We start from the raw sequence: 19,859 nt of genomic DNA on the forward strand, positions 1-19,859 counted from the left end.
CGACCGCCGCTGTAAAAGTGTTAGAGCTTGATCCAGGTCGCTTTGAGTTCGGTGTATTTGTCGAACGCGTGCAGCGATTTATCCCGACCGTTACCCGACTGCTTGAACCCGCCGAACGGCGCGGTCATGTCGCCGCCGTCGTACTGGTTGACCCAGACGCTGCCGGCGCGCAAGCCGCGAGCGAAGGTGTGGGCCTTGCTGAGGTTGCTGGTCCACACGCCGGCCGCCAGACCGAAGATGCTGTCGTTGGCGATCTGCAGGGCTTCTTCAGCGGTGTCGAAAGTGATCAGCGATAGCACCGGGCCGAAGATTTCTTCCCGGGCGATGGTCATGGCGTTGGTTACGCCGTCGAAAATCGCCGGTTCCACGTACAGGCCACCGGTGTCTGCGAGGGTACGATTGCCGCCGGCAATCAGTTGCGCGCCTTGGTCTTTGCCGATCTGGATGTAGCGCAGCACATTCTCCAGTTGGCGCTGGTCGACGACCGCGCCGACGGTGGTTTCAGGATCGAGGGAATGGCCCGGTTTCCAAGCTTGCAGCGCTTCCACCAGCAATGGAATGAATTGCTCGCGAATCGAACGCTCCACCAGCAAGCGCGAGCCGGCGGTGCAGACTTCGCCCTGGTTGAAGGCAATCGCGCTGGCCGCTGCCTGAGCCGCTGCGCGCAAGTCCGGCGCATCGGCGAACACCACGTTCGGGCTCTTGCCGCCCGCCTCCAGCCAGACGCGTTTCATGTTGCTTTGCCCGGCGTAGATCAGCAGTTGCTTGGCAATCGCGGTGGAGCCGGTGAAGGCCAGCACGTCGACATCCATGTGCAACGCCAGCGCTTTGCCGACGGTGTGACCGAAGCCTGGCAGGACGTTGAACACGCCTTTGGGGATGCCAGCGTCGAGGGCCAGTTGTGCGATGCGAATGGCCGTCAGCGGTGACTTTTCCGAAGGCTTGAGGATGAACGAGTTGCCTGCCGCGAGCGCCGGGGCGAACTTCCAGCTGGCCATGATCAACGGGAAATTCCACGGCACGATAGCAGCGACCACGCCTGTCGGTTCGCGGGTGATGAGGCCGAGTTGGTCGTGTGGCGTGGCGGCGACTTCGTCGTAGATTTTGTCGATGGCCTCGGCGCTCCAGCGGATCGCGTTGGCGGTCGCTGGGATGTCGATGCTCATGGAGTCGCTGATCGGTTTGCCCATGTCGAGGGTTTCCAGCAGCGCCAGTTCTTCCCGGTTTTGCAGAATCAGATCAGCGAATCGAATCAGGATGCGCTTGCGCTCGGCCGGGGGCAGTTTGGCCCAGATGCCGGATTCGAATGTACGGCGTGCAACCTGCACGGCGGCATTGGCGTCGGCTTCGTCGGTGCTGGCGATGTTCGCCAGGAAGCGACCATCGACCGGGCTGATGCATTCGAAGGTATCGCCGCTGAGTGCCGGGCAGTATTGGCCGTCGATGAATGCGCGGCCTTCTAGTGTGAGGGACTGGAAGCGTTGCTCCCAGTCGCTGCGAGTGTTTGTCATGGTTGTGACTCTACGCAGAGGAATAGTTGATCGTTGGATTGATGCCAACCAGTTAAGTATCAGAACACCGCAATCCCCTGTGGGAGCGGGCTTGCTCGCGAAAGCGGTGGGTCAGTCGCCATCAATGTTGAATGTGATGGCCTCTTCGCGAGCAAGCCCGCTCCCACAGGGTGGGCGGTGTACACATGCTCTGTGTACACCCACCTTTCATCCTTGACTGACGGTTTTTAGCCCATCAAACCGTATGCAAGTACCAGTTGTACTCAAGGTCCGAAATGGAGTTCTCGAACTCGGCCAGCTCGCTTTCCTTGCACGCCACGAACACGTCGATGTACAGCGGGTCGATGTAGCGCGCCATGACTTCGCTGTCGTCCAGCTCGCGCAGTGCATCGCGCAGGTTGTTCGGCAGACTTTGCTCGTTCTGCTCGTAGCTGTTGCCTTCCACCGGCGCGCCCGGTTCGATTTCGTTGGTCAGACCGTGGTGAATACCGGCCAGCACCGACGCCATCAGCAGGTACGGGTTGGCATCGGCGCCCGCGACTCGGTGTTCTATGCGCACGGCATCTGCCGAACCGGTGGGCACACGCACCGCCACGGTGCGGTTGTCGATGCCCCAGCTTGGCGAGTTCGGGACGTAGAACTGCGCACCGAAACGACGGTACGAGTTGACGTTCGGGCAGAGGAACGCCATCTGCGCCGGCAGGGTCTCGAGCACACCGCCGATCGCGTGACGCAGTGCGGCGTTCTGCTCGGGATCCTCGCTGGCAAAGATGTTGTTGCCTTCTTTGTCGAGAATCGAAATGTGCACGTGCAAACCATTACCCGCCTGGCCCGGATACGGCTTGGCCATGAAGGTGGTGTCCATCTCGTGGTCGTAGGCGATGTTCTTCACCAGACGCTTGAGCAACACCGCGTAGTCGCAGGCCTTTATAGGGTCGGAGACGTGGTGCAGGTTCACTTCGAATTGCGCCGGGGCGCTTTCCTTGACGATGGCGTCAGCGGGGATGCCCTGCTCTTTCGCGCCTTCGAGGATGTCTTGCAGGCAGTCGACGTATTCGTCCAGATCGTCGATCAGATACACCTGAGTCGAGTGCGGACGTTTGCCGGAAACCGGCGAGCGTGGCGACTGCGGACGACCGTTCACGTTGTCCTGGTCGATCAGATAGAACTCGAGTTCGAAGGCTGCGCAAATGGTCAAGCCCATGTCATCGAACTTGCTCACCACTTGACGCAACACTTCGCGCGGGTCAGCGAAGAACGGCTGGCCTTCGAGTTCGTGCATGGTCATTAACAGCTGCGCGGTCGGGCGCTTCTGCCAGGGTTCGATGCTCAGGGTATTAGGGATGGGGAAGCAGATTCGATCCGAGTCGCCGATGTCCAGACCCAGGCCGGTGCTTTCCACCGTAGAGCCATTGATGTCCAGAGCAAACAGTGACGCCGGGAGGTTAATGCCTTTTTCGTAAACCTTATGAAGACTGGTGCGTTCGATGCGCTTGCCGCGCACCACACCGTTCATATCCGCAATCAGAAGGTCGACGTACAAAACCTCAGGATATTTCTTAAGGAATGCGTTTGCTTCGTTGAGTTGAACGGCACGCAGAGGGACCGACATGATGCACCTATTAGCTGTTAATTATTATGTTCACTACCCTTTCACGAGCCCAGTCAATCCGAAAGGCAAAGTGAAGTCAATAGCGAACACCCGGCCTTTTAACCTATATTTTCTGGCCTTTTTTGGGGTCGAGAGTGCCAGATTCGTCTTGCGCACCGCGTAAATCCTGAAGATCGGACGCCCGGCGTTTAGAATTTTTTACATGAGAGTTGTTAATTAAAATCAACAAGGCTAAGCTCCGGAAAAGCTCGTTCAAGGGTGAAACTTCGAGGTGATAAAAATGGCATTCAAGCCATTGATCGGCGTTACTGCGTGCATCAAACAGATTGGCCTGCACCCCTACCACGTCAGCGGCGACAAGTATTTGCGTGCTGTCAGCGTCGCGGCTTTGGGGTTGCCAGTGGTCATTCCTTCCTTAGGCGATCTGACCGAAATCGATGACCTGCTCGCGCAGCTCGACGGTCTGTTGCTGACCGGCTCGCCATCGAATGTGGAACCCTTCCACTATCAAGGCCCGGCCAGTGCCCCCGGCACGGATCACGATCCGCAACGGGACGCCACCACCCTGCCCTTATTGCGCGCTGCCATTGCCGCCGGTGTTCCGGTGCTCGGCATCTGCCGGGGTTTTCAGGAAATGAACGTGGCGTTCGGCGGCAGCCTGCATCAGAAGGTGCACGAACTGCCCGGCTACCTCGATCATCGCGAAACGGATCACCCGGAGCTGGCCGTGCAATACGCGCCTGCTCATGCGGTGAATGTGCAGCGGGGTGGCGTGTTCGAAGCGCTGGATTTGCCGCAGGTGTTCCAGGTGAACTCGATTCACAGTCAGGGCATCGACCGGCTCGCTCCTGGCCTTCGCGCTGAAGCTGTCGCACCGGATGGTTTGATCGAGGCGATTTCGGTCGAGCACAGCAAGGCCTTCGCCGTTGGCGTGCAATGGCACCCGGAATGGCAGGTGCTTTCGAATCCCCCCTATTTGAGTATTTTCCAGGCGTTTGGCGAAGCGTGCCGGCAACGGGCGGCGTTGCGTAATACGCGCTGACTTCAAAAAGCATTCAACGATTTAACTGCCCCCGTGAGTCTGGCGGGCGTGCCTTTGCGCGCCGGTCGCTCACGTAATAGATGAACTGCAATAACAACAAGTACGACCAGGCAGCCAGGATGGCGGTGCCGAATAAGCCCGTTCGGTATGGGTAATGCCAGTGAGCCAAACGCAAATCCCCTTGTGGGAGCGGGCTTGCTCGCGAAGAGGGAGTGTCAGTCGACATCAGTGTTGCCTGACACACCGCTTTCGCGAGCAAGCCCGCTCCCACAGGGGGCCGCCGTTGAATTCAATGGCATCGTCCGGCCCGGGTTGCAATCCACTCTTAAGTCAGGCCGCGTTGGCCCGACGACTGAAACCTGTTGGGAGTTTCATATGGCAAACGCCTCCAGCATCTACAGGAAGGCTCTTGAAGGTCACCAGGCACCGAAAAAGGTGTTGGTGAAAGTCGACCGCGTCACCAAGAAATTCGACGAAACCACCGCCGTGGACGATGTGTCCCTGGAGATCCATCAAGGGGAAATCTTCGCCCTGCTCGGCGGTTCCGGCTCGGGTAAATCGACGCTGCTGCGCATGCTCGCCGGCTTCGAACGCCCTACCGAAGGGCGGATTCTGCTCGACGGTGTCGACATCACCGACATGCCGCCGTACGAACGGCCGATCAACATGATGTTCCAGTCCTACGCGCTGTTCCCGCACATGACGGTGGCGCAGAACATCGCCTTCGGCCTCAAGCAGGACCGTTTGCCCGCCAGCGAAATCGACGCCCGTGTCGAAGAGATGCTGCGGCTGGTGCACATGACCCAATACGCCAAACGCAAACCCCATCAGTTGTCCGGCGGCCAGCGTCAGCGTGTGGCACTGGCGCGTTCGTTGGCCAAGCGTCCGAAGCTGCTGTTGCTCGACGAACCGATGGGCGCACTGGATAAAAAGCTGCGTTCGCAGATGCAACTGGAGCTGGTGGAAATCATCGAGCGCGTCGGCGTGACCTGCGTGATGGTGACCCACGATCAGGAAGAAGCCATGACCATGGCCGAACGCATCGCGATCATGCACTTGGGTTGGATCGCCCAGATCGGCAGCCCGGTCGATATCTACGAAGCGCCGGTCAGCCGCATGGTCTGCGAATTCATCGGCAACGTGAACGCCTTCGACGGCACCGTGGTCGAGGATCTGGAAGGTCACGCGATCATTCACAGCCCGGATCTGCAACAGAAGATCTACGTCGGCCACGGCGTGAGTACGTCGGTGCAGGACAAGTCGATCACCTACGCCATCCGCCCGGAAAAAATGCTGGTCAGCACCCTCAAGCCCGAGACCCGCTACAACTGGTCCGAGGGCAAGGTGCATGACATCGCTTACCTCGGCGGCCACTCGGTGTTTTACGTGGAACTGCCCGGCGGCAAGATCGTGCAGTCGTTCATGGCCAACGCCGAACGCCGTGGCGCGCGCCCGACCTGGGACGATCAAGTCTACGTGTGGTGGGAAGACGACAGCGGCGTGGTACTGCGCTCATGAGAACCTTCAATCAGCAGTTCCTGCGCCTGGTGCCCAGTGGCCGCAAACTGGTCATCGGCATTCCGTTTCTGTGGCTGTGCCTGTTTTTCCTGTTGCCGTTCTTCCTGGTGATGAAGATCAGCTTCTCGGAAGCGGCCCTGGCCATTCCGCCCTACTCCGAGATTTACACCTTCGCCGAGCAGAAGTTTCAGCTGCTGCTGAACATCGGCAACTACTCGCTGCTGACCGAAGATGAGTTGTACATCTCGGCCTACTTCGGCTCGTTGAAGGTCGCGTTTTTAAGCACGCTGATGTGCCTGGTGATCGGCTTCCCGATGGCCTACGCGATCACCAAGGCCAACAAGGAAACGCAGAACGTTCTGCTGCTGTTGATCATGATGCCGACCTGGACCGCGATCCTGATCCGCGTCTATGCGTGGATGGGCATCCTCAGCAACAACGGTTTGCTCAACGCGTTCCTGATGTGGACCGGGCTGACGTCGCAGCCGATCGAGATCCTCAATACCAACACCGCAGTGTATATCGGCGTGGTCTATGCCTACCTGCCGTTCATGGTGTTGCCGCTGTACGCCAACCTGGTCAAGCACGATCAAAGCCTGCTGGAAGCAGCGTCGGACCTGGGCTCGAGCACCTTCAACAGTTTCTGGAAAATCACTGTGCCGCTGGCCAAGAACGGGATCATCGCCGGTTGCATGCTGGTGTTCATTCCCGTGGTCGGTGAGTTCGTGATTCCGGAGCTGTTGGGTGGCCCGGAAACCCTGATGATCGGCCGCGTGCTGTGGCAAGAGTTCTTCAACAACCGCGACTGGCCGGTGGCATCCGCCCTGGCGGTGGTGATGCTGGCGATTCTGATTGTGCCGATTCTGCTGTTCAACCGCAGCCAGGCTAAAGAGATGGAGGGACGGGGATGAAACGCTTCGGATTTTCAAAGTTCATGTTGATTTTCGGCCTGTCGTTTATCTACTTGCCGATGCTGATTCTGGTGATCTACTCGTTCAACGCCTCGAAACTGGTGACGGTGTGGGGCGGTTGGTCGGTGAAGTGGTACGTCGGCCTGCTCGACAACTCGCAACTGATGGGCTCGGTGGTGCGCTCGCTGGAAATCGCCTGCTACACGGCGATTGCCGCCGTGGCGTTGGGCACCCTCGCCGCTTTCGTGCTCACCCGTGTGACGCGTTTCAAGGGTCGTACACTGTTTGGTGGTCTGGTGACGGCGCCGCTGGTGATGCCGGAAGTGATCACCGGTCTGTCGCTGTTGCTGCTGTTCGTGGCCATGGCGCAGTTGATCGGCTGGCCGCAGGAACGTGGTTTGGTGACGATCTGGATCGCTCACACCACGTTCTGCGCAGCGTATGTGGCGGTGGTGGTGTCGGCGCGTTTGCGTGAGCTGGACCTGTCGATCGAAGAAGCGGCCATGGACTTGGGTGCGCGTCCGTTCAAGGTGTTCTTTCTGATCACCATTCCGATGATCGCGCCGTCGCTGGCGGCGGGCGGCATGATGTCGTTTGCTCTGTCGCTGGATGATCTGGTGTTGGCGAGTTTCGTCTCTGGCCCGGGCTCGACGACGTTGCCGATGGAAGTGTTCTCGGCGGTGCGTCTGGGCGTGAAGCCTGAGATCAATGCCGTGGCCAGTCTGATTCTGCTGGCGGTGTCGATCGTCACGTTCATGGTCTGGTACTTCAGCCGCAAGGCCGAAGCCACGCGCAAACGGGCGATCCAGGAAGCAATGGACCAGACCGCCAGCGAGTCCTGGCAGCAACCGAAAAACCAGCGAGTCGAAGCGACGGCTTAGTGGCTTGGTAAGTCAAGACGAAGAACCTGTAGGAGCGAGGCTTGCCCGCGAAGACCGCACCGCGATTTTTCAGGTATTACGCGTCATCGTTCTTCGCGGGCAAGCCTCGCTCCTACAATCGGTTTTGTGTTCTATAAAAAGAAAATGGAGTTGTACCGATGAAAATGTTTGGCAGGACTCTGCTGACACTGTCCTTATTGGGCGCGATGGCTACCGGTGCCCAGGCCAATGACAAGGTATTGCGCGTCTACAATTGGTCGGATTACATCGCCCCGGACACCGTCAAGAAGTTCGAAGACGAGACCGGCATCCGCGTGACCTACGATGTGTTCGACAGTAATGAAACCCTTGAGGCACGCTTGCTGGCCGGTAAATCCGGCTACGACATTGTGGTGCCGTCCAACAGCTTCCTGGCCAAGCAGATCAAGGCCGGCGTGTATCAGCCGCTGGATAAATCGAAGCTGTCGAACTGGAAAAACCTCAACCCGGTGCTGCTGAAAAACGCCTCTGCCAGCGATCCTGATAATGGCCACGCTTTCCCGTACATGTGGGGTTCGATCGGCATCGGTTACAACCCGGCCAAGGTCAAGGAAGTGCTGGGCACTGATGCGCCGGTGAACTCCTGGGATTTGCTGTTCAAACCGGAAAACGCCGCGAAGCTCAAAGCCTGCGGCATCAGTTTCCTCGATTCGCCGACAGAAATGCTCCCCGCCGCCCTGCACTATCTGGGCTACCCGGTGAACTCCCAGGACAAGGCGCAGATCGCCGAAGCCGAAGCGCTGTTCATGAAGATTCGCCCGTCGGTGGCTTATTTCCATTCGTCGAAGTACATCTCCGACCTGGCCAACGGCAATATCTGCGTCGCCGTCGGTTACTCCGGCGATGTGCTGCAAGCCAAGGCCCGTGCCAAGGAAGCCGGTGACAAGGTGAAGATCGAATACAGCATCCCGAAAGAAGGCGCCGGAAGCTTTTACGACATGGTCGCCATCCCACGGGACGCGGCCAACGTCGACAACGCCTACCTGTTCATGAACTTCCTGATGCGCCCGGACATCATCGCCGAAGTCACCAACAGTGTCGGCTACAGCAATGCCAACGCGGCGGCCACGCCACTGGTGGATGAAGCGATTCGAAACGACCCAGGGTCCTACCCGCCGCAAGCGGTGATGGCGACGTTGTATGCCATTCCAGATATGCCGATCGGTATTCAGCGGGTGATGACCCGGGGCTGGACCCGGGTGAAGCTCGGTAAGTGATTCAAAATCGAACACAAAATATCTGAACACCACGGACCAAAATGTGGGAGCGGGCTTGCTCGCGAAGGGGCCATCACATTCAACATCATTGGTGACTGACCCACCGCTTTCGCGAGCAAGCCCGCTCCCACAGGTATCTGCTCTGAAGAAAAACGGCTTCACCTGGCTTCCTCGGTCAAGGTGAATTTCAGGCGCTCTCGGGCGCCTTTTTTATGCATAAACCAACGGCCATTCGGCCAGCGCCCGGTACCGGCCTTTATGGGATTCGAACAAGGTGAAGCGGTCGGCACGCAGGAAAAACTCTGGCGGCGTAGCGGTTTCGGGGACCGGCGCCCGGTAGTCGCGCATCAGGGTTAAATGCGGGCGAAATTCCCGACGGGTATCCTCGAAGCCGAACGGCAACATGGCCTGCTCCAGCGCATACACCAACCGCAACAACTCCGGTGCTGCCTGCGCCGGTGCCAGCAACAAAACCCCGGAGCGACGCCAGACTTCCAGACGATCAAGCACAACCGTCAACGGCACGCCGGGCAACCGCACATTGGCGGCGGCCTCGCAGACGCCTGCTATCTGCGCCATTCCCACCGTGCCGAGAAACAGCAGCGTCAGATGAAAGTTTTCCACCGGCACCGGGCGTCCGACATTGAGTTCCAGCGCGTTGCGCCATTGGGCGATGGCCCGGCGTTGCTCGGGGGCACAGTTCAGGGCGAAGAACAGCCGCTTGAACGGCTCACGGGTTTCATCGCTCATGTCTGCCACCTCAAGGCTTCGGGGACCCTTTGATTTTACAAAGGGATACCACGCCAGCAAGTGCATTTCTGGCACCTGTCGGCATGCGCGTTATAGTTGAAGCAACCGAATCGACGGGAGGGCGCCATGCGTCAGATCATCAGCAAAGAGCCATGGTGGGCCGTGCCACCGAAACCCGGCCAGGATGAGTCCGAGCTGGAATGGGGTTGGCTGGTTCACTACAACGAAGGCGAGCCGCGCTTCGAGTTCATCAAGGAGCGGCCCTCGGACAGCGAGATTCGTAACCGCAAGAGTTGCAGGACCGCCCCGACGCCGGAGTGATCCTGCGGCTCCCGTCAGGCTTTCACGATCATTTCGAAACCGCCAAAAATCATGCGCTGACCGTCAAACGGCATTGGATTGACGTCGGGTTGCATCCGCGGATCGCTCATGAGTTTCGCCATACCGGCGTCACGGGTGGCCTTGTCGGGCCAGACGATCCAGGAAAACACCACGGTTTCGTCTTCCTTGAGTTTTACCGCCATGGGAAATGAGGTCACTTTGCCATCGGGCACGTCGTCTCCCCAGCATTCGGCGAGGCTGAGTGCGCCGCTTTCCTTGAAGATTGCGGCAGCGGATTGCGCGTGTTGCTTGAATTTTTCGCGGTTGGCGGTGGGTACTGCTGCGACGAAGCCATCGACGTAAGCCATGATCGTTCTCCTCGGGTTATGGGTTGATCTGCTGAGTAGTCGAATCAGCGTGGCTAAAATCGACAGTTCCTGTATCCAGACCGACCGACGGCTCGACGGTCTCCTCCAGGCTGCCCTCGATCTGCCTGGCCATGTACAGCGTTCCGGCCATCACACCGGTGGCGGGGTTATCCACCAGCTTCACCCATGCCTTGTCGAACGAGTTGCCCAGGCTGCTGCGGATCAGTGCCTCGCTGTCAGGCCGATCGTTGGCCTGAATAATCGCGCGCACCCCCGCCACCCCAACGGAAATCAATGCCCCGGCCGCCTTCCCTGCCACTGCCGCCACTGCACTGGCCGCCCCTCGGGGGGCCATTTCGGCTTGTATTCGTCGGCTGGCACGCTTGGCCACCGGCGCCATACCGGCGTCTGTCGAGGCGATGCCTTTCTCGCCGCCCGCCGTGTGGATCTTCTCGATCAGCGCCAGGTAGGCTGGCAACTTGCTCAGTTCGGCATGCACCACCTGATACAGCGAAGCGTCACGGGCGGACGGTGGACCCAGTGAAATAGCCGGAATTTTCTGGATACGACTGTTGAGCTGCGCCATGGGCACGCCATGACGTTTGGAAATAACCTCGAGTTGCTGACCCATCAATTGCACATAAAACTCTGCCGCCTGGCCGAGGATCGCGTCGGGATCGATCTCCACCGCCACCGGTTTCAATACGCGTTGGTGATATTGCTCCAGCAGATAGGCCGCCAGGCGTTTGGTCGTCGCATCCTGCTCGTCCCCGGCATTGATGGCGTACCAGCTGACTTTCATCGACAGCCATTCCTGGGTCCAGTAGCTGCTGAACCAAGGGATGAAGACTTCTTCGGTTTGCTGATAAACCCGCGTGCGCCAGTGCTCCATGGACCCGCGGGCGTAGACCCTGGCCTGTTCGGTGGCCTGTTGTGAAGCGGCGAAAATCTCCCGGTCCATCTGCTGCCAGGTGCTCTGGGACACCACCACCGGGACCACGATTACCGGGGCAGGCGTGGGCGTGACGCATCCCGCCAATATCACCAACACAGCGACGATCAGCGAACGCAGGTTCAAGATCGCGGTGTCCTACAGTCTTCGCCGAACGGAGTGTTCGACGTAAAAGAGCATGCTGATTTGAGTATAGGTCGGGGACGGGCTCCGTCCGTCAGATGGGTGTATGGTGCCCTCAAGGACGCCTTCGCGAGCAAGCCCGCTCCCACATTGGATCTCCTGCGTACACAAATCTTGTGTCCGACAGTGATTCAGTGTGGGAGCGGGCTTGCTCGCGAATAGGCCCTCAAAACCACCGAAGATCACCACCATCATTCACATCAATATTCACCATCGCCACGAATGCCTTCCGCAAAAAAACCGTCAAGTGCAGGATTAATCTCATTCTCCAATCAAACCTCGCACCGGAGGGGCGAAATCATGTTGATCCATCTCTTGACCTGCCTGGCCCTGACGGCCGTCACCCTGACCTTGTTTTCCCGCTTCGTGCTGGATATCGGTCAAACCGAGGAGCCGAAATCATGATTTATGCCATCAGCCTCGCCGTGAGTTTTCCGGTGTTCGGCAGCAACTACTATTCGCAACAGGTCGTGTCTCGCAAAGCAGTCGCACTGGTGTTCGACAAGCATTTCGAGGCCTTGCTGATGCCGGCAGCGGCCAACCACTTCAGTAACGAAGTGGTCGGGTTCAACGATCAGTTCCGCTTTTTGAATGATGTGCTGGTCGAGCATCTGCTGGAGACTGAAATGACTCAGCGTCCGTCGGCGCAAGCGTTCACCTTCTGACACGCTGGCGCCCATCTTGCTAACTGGTACTCAGGATCCGCACCGGGCCTTGGCGATTGAGAACTTCGATCATGACGTTTTCCCCCGAACGCCTGAGCATCAAGTCCACACATTCAGCACCCACTGCCAAACGCCTCAAGGCGATGGTGTCCAAAAACGCCGGGAGCACCGGTTCGTCGAACAGGATGTTGAGTTTCCTCGGCCTGAAGCTCATCCCCAGGCACGACTGAATCATCGACAACGGCGCAGCGGCGGCCCAGGCCTGGGGCATGCAGGCGACTGGATAGAACGTCGGCCCTTGGGTACGTTGCCGGGCAAAGCCGCAGAACAGTTCGGGCAAGCGCCGCAGATCGATATAGGTCGACGCGGCGAACAGGCCTTCGAAAATCCGCGCCGCGTCCCGGCGGTAACCGTAGCGGGCGAAGCCGGCGGCGATCAGCGCATTGTCGTGGGGCCAGACGGAGCCGTTGTGATAACTCATCGGGTTATAGCGAGCCTGGGAAGATGCGACGGTGCGCACGCCCCAGCCGGAAAAGGATGAGCGGTCCATCAGCGTGCTGACGACCGATGCCGCCCGTTCCGGATAAGCGATGCCCGCGAACAGGGCATGGCCGGCATTGGAGGTCCGGATTCGACAGGGCTTCTTGTTGCCGTCCAGGGCTAATACATAAGTGCCCAGTTCTTCGTCGAAGAAGCGGTTATCGAACTCTTCGCGCAAGCGTTGAGCCTTGTATTTCAGGCGTTGTGCCCGCTCCGGATCACCCAGCCGACGGGCGATTTTGGCGGCACCGGTCCAGGCGCCATACACATAGGCTTGAACTTCGACAATCGCAATCGGGCCCACGGCCAGTTGCCCATCGGCATGGAAAACCGAATCGTAGCTGTCCTTCCAGCCCTGGTTAATCAGCCCCTCGGCGGACTGCCGGCCATACTCGACAAAACCGTCGCCATCGCGGTCGCCGTATTCCTCGATCCAGGTCAGCGCCGCCTCAATATTCGGCCAGAGCTGACGCACTGTGCCCAAATCATTGGTGCGCTCCAGGTACGCGGCGGCCAGCATGACGAATAGCGGCGTGGAATCGATGCTGCCGTAGTAGCGTCGGAACGGCACCTCGCCCAATTCGGCCATTTCTCCCAATCTTATTTCGTGCAGGATTTTACCGGGCTCGGAATCGGCGTGGGCGTCGACGATGGTTGCCTGATTGGCGGCCAGATGCCCGAGCACGCCTTTGGCAATACCAGGATCGAACCACAGCATCTCCCATGCCGTGATCAGCGCATCTCGTCCGAAAACGGTGCTAAACCATGGAATGCCGGCGTAGGGGTACAGCCCCTCGGGTGTTTTGGTCATGAGCATGTAGAGGTCGGAAACGCTGCGGCTGACCGCCTCGTTGAACACATCGTGGGAGCTCACCACAGAGGCTGCCCGCGAAGAGAATGTGCGTAACTCGCGCCGGGCATCGCGCAATGAAATAAAGAACCCGTGGCGCACCGTAAACGGCGGGTTTTGCACGCCGCAATTGATGTCCATGAACAGCGACTGGCTTTCCCCCGGGGCCAGACGGACCTCGAACAACGCCGAATCGCAGGTCAGGCTGGCCGGCACCGGGGCGAAACGCAGGCGGGTCATGCGCCGTTTGTGGTCCAGGCCGGTGTAGGAAAGCACCACCTCTTCATCGGTAATCTCTGCCCGGTGCCCCTCTCCGCGTTGCGGGCGCCGGGCGCCGCGAACTTCGAACAGGTCTTTGAAGTCGGCCGCGAACTGGATTCTCAATTGCAGATGCTGGGGCGAATCGTCGAAATTGCGCAGGGTCAGGCGTTCATAGCAGGAACCCTTCCACAAGAACCGTGAGCGACGCAAATGGATCAAATCGTGGTGCAGGATTTTTTCACCATGGGCGTCGAATAGATCCGGGTTGGTCAGGTCGCACGTGAGCATCGCGTTATCGTCACGCAGCGTAGAACTGAGCAACAGCGGCCGCGCGCCGTTAAGCGTCAGATAGAGCCCGGACAGGTGTCGGGTATCGGTATGGAAAATCCCTTGCGGGCTGTCGTCCGCAAACAGCACGTCGCCATTGGGATCGAACACCGCGAAGGTGTCGTTGTTTTTCAGGTTGCGCAACCGCAACTCTTGCAGCGATGCAGTGGCCGGAATATCGAAGGGCGTGGTGGGATGGCCATAGCTGTTGCCCGCCGTCAGATGGCGATACAACTCCAGATAGTGATTGGTCATGCGCTCGACCGTGAACCGTTCGTCGAACCTGGCCCGCACCCTTCGCCGATCCAGCTCTGCCAACCGCTGCACCGCCGCCACCGCCCCTGCGACGCCATCGACGATGTAACCGGACACGCCCTCGTCGATCACTTCCGGCACCGAGCCCTGACCAAAGGCAATCACTGGCGTGCCGCAGGCCATGGCTTCGATCATGACCAGACCGAACGGCTCGGGCCAGTCGATGGGAAAGATCAAGGCGCGGGCATTGCCCAGCAAGTCCGCCTTTTGGGACTCATCGATCTCGCCGAGAAATTCGACATTCGGATGGGACGCGATCATCGGTGCGATGACTTCTTCCCAATAAACCTGATCAGCCTTGTCGACCTTGGCCGCGATCTTCAATGGCAGCCCGGCCTTCGAAGCAATCTCGATGGCCCGGTCCGGGCGCTTTTCAGGAGAAATACGCCCCAGAAACACCAGATAGTCGCCAGTCGGTTCGGGGTTGAAGGCCAGCAGATCGCCCGGAATACCGTGATAGACATTGCCCACCCAATTGACGTCACCCTTCACCGGGCTGCGTTGCGCCTTGGACACCGAGACCAGCGGTACCTCGGGAAAGTGAGGGTAAAAGGATTGGTAGTCCGCAATGTCCAGACGCCCGTGAAGCGTGGTCACGCTGCGCCCGGCCAAGTGTCGAATCAACGGAAAATGGAAGATATCGACATGAAAATGCATCACGTCAAATTGATCCGCCTGCCGCAGGACTTGATCGAGCATCAGGATGTGATGAGGCGCCCCGTCCTTGATGCGTGGATCGAACCGCAGGGCCTGGTGCGCGCCTGACTCCAGACGTGCCGAGGTTTGCGAATCGCCGCTGGCGAAGAGCGTGACATCGTGTCCCTGGCGCACCAGTTCTTCGGTCAGGTAAGACACGATCCGCTCAGTGCCACCGTACAAACGGGGCGGACAACGTTCGGTAAGCGGCGCGATCTGAGCGATCCTCATGGAGAGGCCCTCCGTCATGGGGTCGAAGAATTAAGGCCTCCAGCGCTTAATGCCAGTCAGTTAAGCGAAATCCCCTGTGGGAGCGGGCTTGCTCGCGAATGCGGTGTGTCAGGCAACATCAATGTTGACTGTATCGCCGTCTTCGCGAGCAAGCCCGCTCCCACAGGTTGCGCGGCTTAACTGACTGGCATTGCCTCCAGTGCTTCTACTTCTCACACAATCAGGTCTGGTGGCCCTGTCCTCGATTGACGGTGCGCCTGCTGCAACAGTTCCATCCGGTAATACGCCCCGGGTGCTCAGCGGTCGCCGCTCTCCAGACTTCTGAGCAATTGACCCAAACCATCGGCAAAACAGGTCGGCTCCGTGCACCGAAAACGCTCGAGCAAACGCTGGTTATCGGCCCGGGAATGGCGGATATCGCCGGAGCGCGGGGCTGCGTAATTCAACGCCAGAGGCCGACCCAGCAGCGTGCTCAATGTGGCCGCCAACTCGTTGATGCTGGTGGAGCGGTTGAAACCGACATTGACCGGTTCGCCGCTCGGCCCCGATTCTTTCACTGCCTGTACCAGCACCTTTACAAGGTCCTCCACGTAGACGAAATCCCGGGTCTGTTCGCCGTCCCCGTACACGGTGACGGGCAGGTGTTTCTGGGCTCTTTCGCTGAAGATACTGATGACCCCGGAGTAAGGCGATGAAGGGTCCTGGCGCGGTCCGTAAATGTTGAAGAAGCGCAGTATCACTGGCTCCAGACCATGCTGGCGGCGGTAAAAATCAAAGAAATGCTCACTGGCCAGTTTGTCCGCGGCATAGGGCGTCAACGGGGCTTTGGGCGTGTCTTCGGTGATGGCCGTGCCCTCGCCGTTGTTGCCATAGATGGCGGCGCTGGAGGCGAACACGACCCTTCTCAGGCCAGCCTGGCGCATGGCTTCGCAGATGTTCAGCGTCCCGATGAAGTTGCTTTGATGGGTGGCGACCGGGTCTTCGACCGAGGCTTGAACCGAGGCGACCGCGGCCAGATGCACCACCGCGCTGCAATCTTTCAGGGCACGCTCCACTGTCGGCGCGTCCGCGACATCCCCGACTATCAGGCTCAAATGCGCACGATCCACCGGCAGATTCGCCAGTTTGCCGGTTGAAAGATCATCCAGTACCCGAACGCCATAGCCGTTTTCAAGCAAGGCCTCGACCAGGTGCGAACCAATGAAGCCCGCGCCACCCGTCACAAGAATTCGATCAGCAGACATGGCAAATTCACTCTGGAGTAGTGGTTGTAGGTCGATCCATCGCGACGAACTCCTCGACTTTTTCCATCAACGCCCGGCCGGCACTGAACATCTCTTGCCAATCGGTGGGGAAGCGAACATTCAACGGCAGTTGATCGATTCGCCAGCGCGACGGCAGCGGGTCATCAAACCGGGCGGCGACCTGCAAGCCCATCTCACTGGCGGCAAACGGGCCGCGCAGCACCGTCGGCGTGCGCCCGGCGCTGTCTACTGCCTGAACCACGTGAGCCGCCAGCCACTGGCCGTCCGGCATGCGCACGCGCAACGGCTGACCAATCGCGGCGTAACTGATGTTGAGCGGTTCCAGATAAATCCATAGCAACGGATCCTCCAGCCGCTCCAGGCGCATCAACAGTGTGCCGGCGCCGACGTTTTCGCCCGGGGTCACCAACACCTCCGCTATCCGGCCGCTCTGCCCCGCCTTGATCGACAACGCGGCGAGACGTGTCTTCAACCATTGCTGTTCGGCGTTCTGCTGAACGATCTCGCGCTCAAGCCCTGGGGGCGCCTGACGCGCCAGTTGCTCGCGGCGCTCGAAGGCCAACAAGTCCGCTCGAAACCCGTCGAGCTCCGACTGCGCTGCCAGCACCTCACCGCGAGCGGCCGCGCCGCGGTCAGCCAGATACTCCAGTTCCACGATCTTTTGTTCCGCCCTGCCGATTCGGGTCTTGAGCAACTGACGCTCGCGGCCGCCCAATTGGGCAGTGCCTTTGCCTGTGCCCGTCGCCTTGGTCGGCATGGCGGCCAGTTGCGCCAGTCGGGCCCGCCATTCCGGGTTGTCCAGAGTGACCAGCATCTGATCGGCCTGGACTTGCTCACCGGCCTTTGCAAACAGCTGATCGACCCGGCCGGCGTCGCGCGCGCGCACCTCGTAAATCGGCAGGCGCAATTGCGCCGGTGCGTCGATCATCAGCATGTTGTACGCCAGCTTTCCACCGAGCCAGATCAAGGGGCTGGCAACCAGCAACAGAATCAAATACCAGCGTGCGCGAAAGGCCATGCGCTTGCTCGGTGCGTACAGCACGCTCAAGCCCTGTTCCTGGGTGGGGTTCAATTCTTTGCGACTATCGAAACGAATTTTCATGACGGCTCACCGTTTGGGGAAGTCTCGCCAGGCCTGCCAGTCGATACCGGCAACCCCCCGTGGTTGCAATTGTTCGCGCCAGGCGCTGGCCTGATGTTTCAACTGTTCAGTCGATGCGCCAGCCCAGCTTTCCGTGGCTGGCAATTCGGGCTCTGTGCTTTGGGCCAAACGAAACTGCAGCGCCGGCCAGCGCTGGGCGATCTGCTCCGTCATGCGTGCGCTGTTTTTCGGGTTGCGGGTGTAGATCATCAGGCTGACCTGACGCACACCGGCGTCGGGAAGCGCACACGGCACACAGGTTTGCCCAGGCTTCGGTTCAGCGAACCAGCGATGATGGCTGGATATTTCCACCGGCCATGGGCTCTCGCTGGACGCCATGCGCAAGGTATCGAGCCAGTTTTTCAGGCGCTGATCCGGGACTGGCATGCCCAGTTGTTCGACCTCGAGGTCCAGATGCAGGCTGCTGAATGCAAGCCCCTTCAACTTCTTCAATAAATCGCTGAGCTGGTGGCGGTCCGTCGGTTCGATCCAGCTCGAATCGCCGAGTAACAGACTCACTTGCAGATCTTCTCGGGCCGCGTCCTGAAGCAGTTGCTCCAGCCGTCGACGGGTGGTGACCAGGTCATTGACCTGTGCGCCCTTGAGGCCGAGGTAAATCTTGTCCATCCCGGCCTTGCGCAACGCCTGTAGCTCCGCCTCACGCCGATCAGGATCGAGCAACGCTTCGCTGTCCCAGACATAACTGGCCTGGGACCATTTGCCTGAGCTCGTCCCCGCCCCTGCCCCTGCCTTCGGCGCTGCCGCTGATGTGGACGCCAGCAAGAAGCGCGGTTGCCGCAGGTCGGCTTCGTCGGCGCGAAACATGGGATCCGATTGCTGCTTGTCGATCAAATCCTGAAGGACCAGCGGTTGTGCGACGAGCGCCGCAGGGGGCAGCGACAGCGTCAAGGCTAGAAGTACCGATCGCATATCAAAACCTCGTGGCTCGTTTAAGAACCCACCACGGCGCCATCGAGGTTTCTTCATGGCCACGACGAAACATCTCGTTGAGCATGGCCACTGCGCTCCAGCACCGCATGAGTAGCATGAACAGAGGGAAGACAGGCACCAACAACCCCAGGGTCACGTCCTGTCGAGGTCGGTCGGACACCATCGACAACATGGCGCCGAACATCAGCATGGTGATCAACAGGTACAGCAGGTAGATCAGCGCAAACAGAAACAACAACGTCTTGCCCGGCAGAATGAATAAGGCCAGCAAGGTGTAGATGAAGATGATGAACGGCAGCACCAACTGAAAAAAGAAGCCACTGACCAGGATCATCAGGAAGGTTCGCCAGCCCAGTAAATCCGGGTTGATGTTGTGGTTGTGCTTTCTGACGTACAGAAAAAACAGATCGCCGTCCCAGCGCAAACGCTGCATCAGAAACTGACTGAGGGTTGCCGGTGCATCGGTGTGCCCTATAGCTTCCGGCTCGAACGGAATCCTCAAATCTCCATGTCGTTTGAAGTAGCTTTTGATGCGCAGCGTCAGGTCCAGATCTTCCGCGGTGTGGGTGTTCCAGCCGCCGATTTTCACCAGGAAACTGCGACGGAAAGCGCCAAAGGCACCCGAGACGTTATTCACCAGGTTCCATTCAGCCAGACCGATTTTCGACATATGAATCGACAACACGTATTCCAGCGCCTGCATCGCTGTGACCCAGGAGCCCCAGACATTGCGCACCCGCAGGCTGCCGGCGACCGCAGGCACCGAAGGGTCTTCGAAATTGCGCACGATGGCGCTGACCATGTTGTTGTCGAAGGACGTATCGCCGTCGAGCGCCATGACGATTTCACCGCTGGCGTGGGACAGGCCGGCGTTCAATGACGACACCCGTCCGCCCCTTTGCCATTTGGCGATCGGGCGTAAATGGCGCCTGGGGTATAACAGCGGGTCCACATTAAAACGGCGAACGGCGCTGAGCGTCGGGTGATTCACTGTGGCTCCGTCCACTACCGGAATCATCTCGATGTGACCGGGGTACGTCTGCTCGCACAGGCTCAACAGCGTGGTCTGGACATCCATCCCTTCGCTGTAGCAGGTGATGATGCAAGAGACTTTGGGCCGATAGAGACTGGTCTTCGGCACGCTGGTGCGCCGACGGGCAAACCAGCGCAATACGCCGAGCAGCACCATGATCGTCAGCGGCAATTCAAACACCAGAAACAACGGAAAGAGCATGTAGAACAACCGGCTCAAACCGTCCGTCCCCATGATTGCACTGAGCATGCTGTAGAGTTGCTCCATCAACGGGCTCAT

At 59.3% G+C, this 19,859-nt stretch carries 17 protein-coding genes; 7 read left to right on the forward strand and 10 right to left on the reverse strand.

Annotated features, from left to right (window positions below; genetic code table 11):
• Nucleotides 1-20: 20 nt before the first annotated feature.
• A complete protein-coding gene (locus tag IC37_RS03985; RefSeq protein WP_030128941.1) occupies nucleotides 21-1,511 on the reverse strand; it encodes an aldehyde dehydrogenase in 1,491 nt (496 codons plus the stop codon).
• Between the two features lie 235 nt (nucleotides 1,512-1,746).
• Nucleotides 1,747-3,123, reverse strand: coding sequence for a glutamine synthetase family protein (locus IC37_RS03990; protein WP_050681361.1), 1,377 nt, complete (start codon nucleotides 3,121-3,123; stop codon nucleotides 1,747-1,749).
• A 280-nt stretch (nucleotides 3,124-3,403) separates the two neighbouring features.
• Here IC37_RS03990 and IC37_RS03995 point away from each other — a divergent pair, with 280 nt between their 5' ends.
• The 5 genes from IC37_RS03995 to IC37_RS04020 all read left to right on the forward strand — a co-directional run bounded on the left by IC37_RS03995 (nucleotide 3,404) and on the right by IC37_RS04020 (nucleotide 8,731).
• Nucleotides 3,404-4,165 (forward strand): gamma-glutamyl-gamma-aminobutyrate hydrolase family protein, encoded by a 762-nt coding sequence (locus IC37_RS03995; protein ID WP_030128943.1) that lies wholly within the window; start codon nucleotides 3,404-3,406, stop codon nucleotides 4,163-4,165.
• A gap of 375 nt (nucleotides 4,166-4,540) precedes the next feature.
• A complete protein-coding gene (gene potA / locus IC37_RS04005; protein ID WP_030128944.1) occupies nucleotides 4,541-5,683 on the forward strand; it encodes a polyamine ABC transporter ATP-binding protein in 1,143 nt (380 codons plus the stop codon).
• A gap of 29 nt (nucleotides 5,684-5,712) precedes the next feature.
• Nucleotides 5,713-6,594, forward strand: coding sequence for an ABC transporter permease subunit (locus IC37_RS04010; RefSeq protein WP_177409374.1), 882 nt, complete (start codon nucleotides 5,713-5,715; stop codon nucleotides 6,592-6,594).
• Nucleotides 6,591-7,475 (forward strand): ABC transporter permease subunit, encoded by an 885-nt coding sequence (locus IC37_RS04015; protein ID WP_030128946.1) that lies wholly within the window; start codon nucleotides 6,591-6,593, stop codon nucleotides 7,473-7,475. The genes IC37_RS04010 and IC37_RS04015 overlap by 4 nt, the downstream gene beginning before the upstream one ends.
• Before the next feature lie 158 nt (nucleotides 7,476-7,633).
• Complete coding sequence (locus IC37_RS04020; RefSeq protein ID WP_030128947.1) at nucleotides 7,634-8,731, forward strand: polyamine ABC transporter substrate-binding protein; 1,098 nt, start codon at nucleotides 7,634-7,636, stop codon at nucleotides 8,729-8,731.
• 210 nt (nucleotides 8,732-8,941) lie between these two features.
• On the opposite strand, the gene thpR is transcribed toward IC37_RS04020, so the two are convergent.
• The gene (gene thpR / locus IC37_RS04025; RefSeq protein ID WP_030128948.1) at nucleotides 8,942-9,481 is read right to left on the reverse strand and encodes an RNA 2',3'-cyclic phosphodiesterase; all 540 of its coding nucleotides are present in this window, start codon (nucleotides 9,479-9,481) and stop codon (nucleotides 8,942-8,944) included.
• Nucleotides 9,482-9,607: 126 nt separating this feature from the next.
• Between thpR and IC37_RS04030 the strand changes: the two genes are divergently transcribed.
• Nucleotides 9,608-9,802, forward strand: coding sequence for a hypothetical protein (locus IC37_RS04030; protein ID WP_030128949.1), 195 nt, complete (start codon nucleotides 9,608-9,610; stop codon nucleotides 9,800-9,802).
• A gap of 14 nt (nucleotides 9,803-9,816) precedes the next feature.
• On the opposite strand, the gene IC37_RS04035 is transcribed toward IC37_RS04030, so the two are convergent.
• Both IC37_RS04035 and IC37_RS04040 read right to left on the reverse strand, forming a co-directional pair.
• Nucleotides 9,817-10,170 carry a DUF1428 domain-containing protein gene (locus IC37_RS04035; RefSeq protein WP_030128950.1) on the reverse strand — a complete coding sequence of 118 codons (354 nt, stop codon included), beginning with the start codon at nucleotides 10,168-10,170 and terminating at the stop codon, nucleotides 9,817-9,819.
• A gap of 16 nt (nucleotides 10,171-10,186) precedes the next feature.
• A complete protein-coding gene (locus IC37_RS04040; protein ID WP_030128951.1) occupies nucleotides 10,187-11,248 on the reverse strand; it encodes a hypothetical protein in 1,062 nt (353 codons plus the stop codon).
• 458 nt (nucleotides 11,249-11,706) lie between these two features.
• Here IC37_RS04040 and IC37_RS04045 point away from each other — a divergent pair, with 458 nt between their 5' ends.
• Nucleotides 11,707-11,970 (forward strand): hypothetical protein, encoded by a 264-nt coding sequence (locus tag IC37_RS04045; protein WP_030128952.1) that lies wholly within the window; start codon nucleotides 11,707-11,709, stop codon nucleotides 11,968-11,970.
• A gap of 19 nt (nucleotides 11,971-11,989) precedes the next feature.
• Here IC37_RS04045 and IC37_RS04050 read toward each other — a convergent pair whose 3' ends face one another.
• From IC37_RS04050 to IC37_RS04070, 5 genes are all read right to left on the reverse strand, one after another.
• Entirely contained in the window at nucleotides 11,990-15,190 is a 3,201-nt protein-coding gene (locus IC37_RS04050; protein WP_158225649.1) for a glycogen debranching N-terminal domain-containing protein, read from the reverse strand.
• 296 nt (nucleotides 15,191-15,486) lie between these two features.
• A complete protein-coding gene (locus IC37_RS04055; protein ID WP_030128954.1) occupies nucleotides 15,487-16,434 on the reverse strand; it encodes an NAD-dependent epimerase/dehydratase family protein in 948 nt (315 codons plus the stop codon).
• A 7-nt stretch (nucleotides 16,435-16,441) separates the two neighbouring features.
• Complete coding sequence (locus tag IC37_RS04060; protein WP_030128955.1) at nucleotides 16,442-17,557, reverse strand: HlyD family secretion protein; 1,116 nt, start codon at nucleotides 17,555-17,557, stop codon at nucleotides 16,442-16,444.
• Between the two features lie 6 nt (nucleotides 17,558-17,563).
• A complete protein-coding gene (locus IC37_RS04065; RefSeq protein ID WP_030128956.1) occupies nucleotides 17,564-18,526 on the reverse strand; it encodes a hypothetical protein in 963 nt (320 codons plus the stop codon).
• Nucleotide 18,527: 1 nt separating this feature from the next.
• Nucleotides 18,528-19,859 carry a glycosyltransferase gene (locus IC37_RS04070; RefSeq protein WP_030128957.1) on the reverse strand — a complete coding sequence of 444 codons (1,332 nt, stop codon included), beginning with the start codon at nucleotides 19,857-19,859 and terminating at the stop codon, nucleotides 18,528-18,530.

It is taken from the genome of Pseudomonas sp. QTF5 (assembly GCF_000512695.2).
Classification (GTDB): domain Bacteria; phylum Pseudomonadota; class Gammaproteobacteria; order Pseudomonadales; family Pseudomonadaceae; genus Aquipseudomonas.